Here is a 3,763-nt window from a genome sequence, read left to right as displayed (position 1 = left end):
ACACAGAAGTTAAGCCCTAGAACGCCGGAAGTAGTTGGGGGTTGCCCCCTGTGAGATATGGAAGTCGCTTAGCTCTAGGGAGTTTAGCTCAGCTGGGAGAGCATCTGCCTTACAAGCAGAGGGTCAGCGGTTCGATCCCGTTAACTCCCAAAGGTCCCGTAGTGTAGCGGTTATCACGTCGCCCTGTCACGGCGAAGATCGCGGGTTCGATTCCCGTCGGGACCGTTTAAGATAACGCAAGTTATTTTAGACTCGTTAGCTCAGTTGGTAGAGCAATTGACTTTTAATCAATGGGTCACTGGTTCGAGCCCAGTACGGGTCATATATGCGGGTTTGGCGGAATTGGCAGACGCACCAGATTTAGGATCTGGCGCTTAACGGCGTGGGGGTTCAAGTCCCTTAACCCGCATTAAGATATAACAAATGAGCCGGCTTAGCTCAGTTGGTAGAGCATCTGATTTGTAATCAGAGGGTCGCGTGTTCAAGTCATGTAGCCGGCATTTTTAGATAGAAGAAAATAGTGCGAACGTAGTTCAGTGGTAGAACACCACCTTGCCAAGGTGGGGGTCGCGGGTTCGAATCCCGTCGTTCGCTTAGAGAGGCCGGGGTGGCGGAACTGGCAGACGCACAGGACTTAAAATCCTGCGATTGGTAACGATCGTACCGGTTCGATTCCGGTCCTCGGCATAATCTAATGAGCACCCTTAGCTCAACTGGATAGAGTACCTGACTACGAATCAGGCGGTTAGAGGTTCGACTCCTCTAGGGTGCATTTTTCTATTTAACTCGGGAAGTAGCTCAGCTTGGTAGAGTACTTGGTTTGGGACCAAGGTGTCGCAGGTTCGAATCCTGTCTTCCCGATATATGGCGGTGTAGCTCAGCTGGCTAGAGCGTCCGGTTCATACCCGGGAGGTCGGGGGTTCGATCCCCTTCGCCGCTATAAAGATCTTGTTGGACCTTTAGCTCAGCTGGTTAGAGCTCTCGGCTCATAACCGAGTGGTCGTAGGTTCAAGTCCTACAAGGTCCATTTGAATAGTATGGAGGATTACCCAAGTCCGGCTGAAGGGAACGGTCTTGAAAACCGTCAGGCGTGTAAAAGCGTGCGTGGGTTCGAATCCCACATCCTCCTTTTTTATTAACGCGGGATGGAGCAGCTCGGTAGCTCGTCGGGCTCATAACCCGAAGGTCGTAGGTTCAAATCCTGCTCCCGCAATAAGGCTCGGTAGCTCAGTTGGTAGAGCAATGGATTGAAGCTCCATGTGTCGGCGGTTCGATTCCGTCTCGCGCCATTTTTATTAATAGTATGTATGCGGGTGTAGTTTAGTGGTAAAACTACAGCCTTCCAAGCTGTTGTCGCGAGTTCGATTCTCGTCACCCGCTTTGAACTTTGTTCAAATTACCAAGTTTTTAACTTGGGCGCGTAGCTCAGGTGGTTAGAGCGCACGCCTGATAAGCGTGAGGTCGGTGGTTCGAGTCCACTCGTGCCCATAATAGGAGAATTACTCAAGAGGCTGAAGAGGACGGTTTGCTAAATCGTTAGGTCGGGTAACTGGCGCAAGGGTTCGAATCCCTTATTCTCCGTTTTAGTGGCTCATTGTCAACTGTAGTGGGTTGAAGTCAGCTAAGATCTAGAAAGGACAAATTTCGTCCTTTCTTTTTTGATATTTAGGGCGATAAAAATTCGTTTTTTGAAGTTTTCAAAGTTCCGAAAACCAAAGGCATTGCGCTTGATAAGTTTGATGAGATTATTAGTGGCTTCCAATTTGGCGTTGGAATAGGGTAATTGAAGAGCGTTGACAATCTTTTCTTTATCCTTGAGAAAAGTTTTAAAGACAGTCTGAAAAAGAGGACGAACCAGCTTAAGCTTGTCCTTAATGAGTCCGAAAAATTTGTCTGGCTCCTTGTTCTGAAAGTGAAAAAGCAAGAGCTGATAGATATTATAGTGGTGTCTCAAGTCTTCTGAATAGCTCAAAAGCTTGTCTAGAATCTCTTTGTTGGTTAGATGCATACGAAAAGTAGGACGATAAAATCGCTTATCGCTCAGTTTACGAGTATCCTGCTGTATAAGCTTCCAGTAGTGTTTGATGGCCTTGTATTCATGGGATTTTCGATCGAATTGATTCATGATTTGAACACGGACACGACTCATAGCACGGCTAAGATGTTGAACAATGTGAAAACAATCTAGAACGATTTTAGCACATGGGAGTGAAACAGTCTGGGAGACTGTTTCAGCCTGAGCCTAGAATTTCGAAAGCGAAGCTGTTTAGCTAAGTCATAGTAGGGACTAAACATATCCATAGTAATGATTTTTACCTGACAACGAACAGCTCGATTGTAGCGCAAAAAATGATTTCTTATGATAGCTTGTGTTCTGCCCTCAAGAACAGTGATGATATTGAGCTTTTCAAAATCTTGCGCAATAAAACTCATCTTTCCCTTAGTGAAGGCATATTCGTCCCAGGACATAATCTCAGGCAGACGAGAAAAATCATGCTCAAAGTGAAAGTCATTGAGCTTGCGAATAACAGTTGAAGTTGAAATAGACAACTGATGGGCAATGTCGGTCATAGAAGTCTTTTCAATTAGCTTCTGGGCAATCTTTTGGTTGATGATACGAGGGATTTGATGATTCTTCTTGACGAGAGAAGTCTCAGCGACCATCATTTTCGAGCACTGATAGCACTTGAAACGTCGCTTTTTAAGGAGAATTCTAGTAGGCATACCAGTTTTTTCGAGGTAAGGAATTTTCGACGGTTTTTGGAAGTCATATTTCTTCATTTGACTTCCACACTCAGGACAAGATGGAGCGTAGTAGTCCAGTTTAGCGATGATTTCCTTGTGTGTATCCCTATTAATGACATCCATAATTTGGATATTTGGGTCTTTAATGTCTAGTAATTTTGTGATAAAATGTAATTGTTCCATATGATTCTTTCTAATGATGGTTTGGTCACTTTTCATTATAGGTCTTATGGGACTTTTTTTCTACAACAAAATAGGCTCCATAAGATCTATAGGGGGGGTACCCACTACAAATATAGTAGATTGAAATAAGATGTGAACAAATCAATTAGGAAAGTTAAATTAATTCCTAGAAATATTTTAGCAGCCGTAGTGTACTACTCTAGTTTCAATCTACTATATTATAGAGCCGATATTTAAAGCGATGAGGATCCTAGTTTTATAGTAAAATGAACCAAAAATAGTACATAATGTGGTATAATATTCTTATGGCATATTCAATAGATTTTCGTAAAAAAGTTCTCGCCTATTGTGAGCGAACAGGTAGTATAACAGAAGCATCACACGTTTTCCAAATCTCACGTAATACCATTTATGGCTGGTTAAAGCTAAAAGAGAAAACAGGAGAGCTAAACCATCAAGTGAAAGGAACAAAACCAAGAAAAGTTAATAGAGATAGACTTATACTCATCAAAAATCTATTATGGACAAATCCATTTTCTGTGAACAATCTTCCTCAGGCATTCTATTTCCAAATTTTGAATCACTGTTTCTAACTTCAAAATGACTTCTTCTAAAGATTTGAAGGCCTTGTTTTTGAATCCACGCTTTCGTATCTCTGCCCAAACTTGCTCAATGGGATTCATTTCTGGAGTGTAGGGAGGAATAAATGTACACGTGATATTTTCTGGCAACTCCAAAGCCTGAGACTTGTGCCAGGTGCATTATCCATGACCAAAATCAGATAATCATCCGAATAATAGGCGGATAATTGCTGTAAAAATTCGTTCATCCAAGC

General features: G+C 42.8%; 17 tRNA genes and 3 pseudogenes. 18 read left to right on the top strand and 2 right to left on the bottom strand.

The window, feature by feature from the left end:
• Positions 1-77: 77 nt before the first annotated feature.
• From FGQ53_RS11370 to FGQ53_RS11290, 17 genes are all read left to right on the top strand, one after another.
• Positions 78-150 (top strand) — tRNA-Val (locus FGQ53_RS11370).
• A gap of 2 nt (positions 151-152) precedes the next feature.
• Positions 153-225: transfer RNA gene (locus FGQ53_RS11365), tRNA-Asp, on the top strand.
• Positions 226-249: 24 nt separating this feature from the next.
• Positions 250-322, top strand: a tRNA-Lys gene (locus tag FGQ53_RS11360).
• A gap of 5 nt (positions 323-327) precedes the next feature.
• Positions 328-409, top strand: a tRNA-Leu gene (locus FGQ53_RS11355).
• A gap of 18 nt (positions 410-427) precedes the next feature.
• Positions 428-500 (top strand) — tRNA-Thr (locus tag FGQ53_RS11350).
• A 22-nt stretch (positions 501-522) separates the two neighbouring features.
• Positions 523-594: transfer RNA gene (locus FGQ53_RS11345), tRNA-Gly, on the top strand.
• 7 nt (positions 595-601) lie between these two features.
• A tRNA-Leu gene (locus FGQ53_RS11340) sits at positions 602-687 on the top strand.
• A gap of 11 nt (positions 688-698) precedes the next feature.
• Positions 699-772 (top strand) — tRNA-Arg (locus tag FGQ53_RS11335).
• Between the two features lie 15 nt (positions 773-787).
• Positions 788-861: transfer RNA gene (locus tag FGQ53_RS11330), tRNA-Pro, on the top strand.
• Between the two features lie 5 nt (positions 862-866).
• Positions 867-940: transfer RNA gene (locus tag FGQ53_RS11325), tRNA-Met, on the top strand.
• 13 nt (positions 941-953) lie between these two features.
• Positions 954-1,027, top strand: a tRNA-Ile gene (locus FGQ53_RS11320).
• Between the two features lie 12 nt (positions 1,028-1,039).
• Positions 1,040-1,129: transfer RNA gene (locus FGQ53_RS11315), tRNA-Ser, on the top strand.
• Between the two features lie 10 nt (positions 1,130-1,139).
• A tRNA-Met gene (locus tag FGQ53_RS11310) sits at positions 1,140-1,213 on the top strand.
• Between the two features lie 3 nt (positions 1,214-1,216).
• Positions 1,217-1,289 (top strand) — tRNA-Phe (locus FGQ53_RS11305).
• 20 nt (positions 1,290-1,309) lie between these two features.
• Positions 1,310-1,380, top strand: a tRNA-Gly gene (locus FGQ53_RS11300).
• A 34-nt stretch (positions 1,381-1,414) separates the two neighbouring features.
• Positions 1,415-1,488, top strand: a tRNA-Ile gene (locus FGQ53_RS11295).
• 5 nt (positions 1,489-1,493) lie between these two features.
• Positions 1,494-1,581: transfer RNA gene (locus FGQ53_RS11290), tRNA-Ser, on the top strand.
• 40 nt (positions 1,582-1,621) lie between these two features.
• Here the strand turns inward: FGQ53_RS11290 and FGQ53_RS11285 are convergent.
• Positions 1,622-2,928, bottom strand: a pseudogene (locus FGQ53_RS11285) (ISL3 family transposase).
• Between the two features lie 305 nt (positions 2,929-3,233).
• Here FGQ53_RS11285 and FGQ53_RS11280 point away from each other — a divergent pair.
• A pseudogene (locus FGQ53_RS11280) lies at positions 3,234-3,461 on the top strand (IS630 transposase-related protein); the annotation flags it as partial.
• Here FGQ53_RS11280 and FGQ53_RS11275 read toward each other — a convergent pair.
• Positions 3,447-3,763 (bottom strand): annotated as a pseudogene (locus tag FGQ53_RS11275) (transposase); the annotation flags it as partial. The pseudogenes FGQ53_RS11280 and FGQ53_RS11275 sit on opposite strands and share 15 nt — an antisense overlap.

The organism is Streptococcus mitis, assembly GCF_005844455.1.
Taxonomy (GTDB): Bacteria; Bacillota; Bacilli; order Lactobacillales; family Streptococcaceae; genus Streptococcus; species Streptococcus mitis_BF.
Note: the sequence above shows the minus strand (reverse complement) of the source record. Positions and strands in the feature narration are given on the sequence as shown.